The 2,993-nt window shown below is 71.9% G+C and carries 1 pseudogene; it reads left to right on the forward strand.

Features of this window, described 5'->3' with window-relative positions:
• Nucleotides 1-141: 141 nt before the first annotated feature.
• Nucleotides 142-2,993, forward strand: a pseudogene (locus BN2279_RS07785) (type I polyketide synthase); the annotation flags it as partial.

Raw genomic sequence — 2,993 nt, forward strand, 5'->3', positions numbered from 1 at the left:
CTGCGTCTGCTGCGTGTAACGTCTTGCTTCTGCCCTGCCCGACCTCACGACACCCATAGGAGCCGAAAGGTCCGCAGCGTCAGATGTGAATAAGAGACCGCCGAAGGCCAGAACACCACCGGCACCAACCACCCGGACACCACCGCGCCGTTCACCCACCGACTGACCGCGCTGCCCGCCGCCGAACGCGCCCGCGCCGTCCTGGACCTCGTCCGCGCCGAGGCCGCCACCGTCCTCGGCCACGCCGGACCGGAAGCCGTCCAGCCCGGAAAAGCGTTCCGCGAAGCCGGATTCGACTCCCTCACCGCCGTCGAACTCCGCAACCGCCTCTCCACCACCACCGGAACCCGTCTCCCCACGACCGTCGTCTTCGACCACCCCACCCCGGCCGACCTCGCCACCTACCTCAACGCCCGCCTCGCGGGCCGGGAACAGCCGGCCGCGCCGACCACCGCCACCCCACGGCCGCACGCGGACGAACCCATCGCCATCGTCGGCATGAGCTGCCGATTCCCCGGCGACGTCCGCTCGCCCGAAGACCTGTGGCGGCTCCTCGCCGACGGCCGCGAAGCCCTCGGCACCTTCCCCGCCGGACGCGGCTGGGACCTGGACGCCCTGTACGACCCCGACCCCGAACACCCCGGCACCAGTTACGTCCGCCAGGGATGCTTCCTGCCCGACGCGGGCGAGTTCGACGCCGCGTTCTTCGAGATCTCCCCGCGCGAAGCCCTCGCCATGGACCCCCAACAGCGGCTCCTCCTCGAAACCTCATGGGAGCTGTTCGAACGGACCGGCATCGACCCGACCACACTGCGCGGCAGCCGCACCGGCGTCTTCATCGGCTCCAACGGCCAGGACTACGCCGACGATTACGCGTCCGGGCTGCTCCACCAGATGCCCGACGCCGTCGAGGGCTACCTCCTCACCGGCCGCGCCGCCAGCGTCGCGTCCGGCCGCATCTCCTACACCTTCGGACTCGAAGGCCCGGCCGTCACCGTCGACACCGCCTGCTCCTCCTCGCTCGTCGCCCTCCACCTCGCGGCCCAGGCCCTGCGGCACGGCGAGTGCGAACTCGCCCTCACCGGCGGCGTCACCGTCATGTCCACCCCGCGCGCCTTCCTCGGATTCAGCCGCCAGCGCGGCCTGGCACCGGACGGCCGCTGCAAGGCGTTCGCGGCGGCGGCCGACGGCACCGGCTGGGGCGAGGGCGTCGGCCTCCTGATGCTCGAACGCCTCTCCGACGCCCACCGGAACGGCCACCCCGTGCTGGCGGTGGTGCGGGGCTCGGCGGTCAACCAGGACGGCGCGTCGAACGGTCTGACGGCTCCCAACGGCCCGTCGCAGCAACGCGTCATCCGCCAGGCCCTGGCAAGTGCCGGTCTGTCAGCGGCCGATGTCTACGCCGTCGAGGCCCACGGCACGGGCACCTCGCTGGGCGACCCGATCGAAGCCGATGCCCTGCTCGCCACCTACGGGCGCGACCGGGCGGCCGAACGGCCGTTGTGGCTCGGGTCGTTGAAGTCGAACATCGGACACACCCAGGCCGCCGCCGGAGTCGGTGGCGTCATCAAAATGGTGCTGGCCATGCGGCACGGGCTGTTGCCGCGCACACTCCACGTGGACGAACCCTCACCCCGCATCGACTGGTCGGCAGGTGCGGTGCGTCTGCTGACCGAGCCCGCCCCCTGGACGGAGAACGGCCACCCACGCCGCGCGGGTGTGTCCTCCTTCGGCGTCAGCGGTACCAACGCCCACGTCATCATCGAACAAGCACCGGACGACACCGCCCGGACACCCGACGACAGCCCGGCGGCCCCGCCGCTGCCGGTGGTCTGGACACTCTCCGCCAAGGCCGCCACCGCGTTGCGCGACCAGGCACAACGACTCCTCACCCACCTCGATCAGCACCCCGACGCCCAACCCGCCGACATCGGCCTGTCGCTGGCCACGACCCGCGCCGCCCTGGAGACCCGCGCGGCCCTCACCGGCACCGACCGCGCCGAGCTGACCGGCGCACTCCAGGCCCTCGCCCAGGGCGACACCGCACCCACCGTGGCGCGCGGCACCGCCGTCCCCGGCGGACGCACCGCGTTCCTGTTCTCGGGGCAGGGGAGTCAGCGGTTGGGTATGGGCCGGGAGTTGTACGAGACGTTCCCTGCCTTCGCGGATGCCTTCGACGAGGTGTGCGCGCACGTGGACGCCCACCTGGCGCGCCCCTTGCGGGACTTGCTGGCGTCGGAGGCGGTGAACGAGACCGCTGTGGCGCAGCCTGGGTTGTTCGCGGTTGAGGTGGCGTTGTTCCGGCTTCTTGAGTCCTGGGGTGTGCGGCCGGATGTGGTGGCGGGACACTCGGTGGGGGAGTTCGCCGCCGCGCACGTGGCCGGGGTGCTGTCGTTGGAGGATGCGGCCCGTTTGGTGGTGGCTCGTGGCCGGTTGATGGGCGGTCTGCCTGCGGGCGGTGTGATGGTCGCCGTCCGGCTCCCGGAAGAGGAAGTGCTGTCCCGCCTGGCCGGTTTTGAGGATCGGGTGGGGATCGCGGCGGTCAACGGCCCCGCCTCGGTGGTGGTCTCCGGGGAAGAGGCGGCGGTCGTGGAGGTGACGGCCGGGCTGAGGACGAAGCGGCTGGCGGTGTCACACGCGTTCCACTCGCCGCTGATGGGGCCGATGCTCGCCGCGTTCGAGGAGGAGTTGTCGGGTGTGGTGTTCACCCCGCCGACGCTGCCGTTCGTTTCCACCCTGACCGGCCTTCCGGTTGCGGATGACGAGCTGGCCGATCCGTCGTACTGGCTGCGGCAGATCCGCGAACCCGTCCGCTTCGCCGACGCCGTCACCACCCTGGCAGGCCAAGAAGTCACCGCCTGCCTGGAAATCGGCCCTGGCGCCACCCTGTCCGCACCGGCCCGGGAACTGCTCGACAGCATGGCGACCGCCCTCCCCGCCCTGCGCGCCGGCCGGCACGACACCGTGGCCCCTGCCGCCGCCGCGCACCGTGC

The organism is Streptomyces specialis, assembly GCF_001493375.1.
Taxonomy (GTDB): domain Bacteria; phylum Actinomycetota; class Actinomycetes; order Streptomycetales; family Streptomycetaceae; genus Streptomyces; species Streptomyces specialis.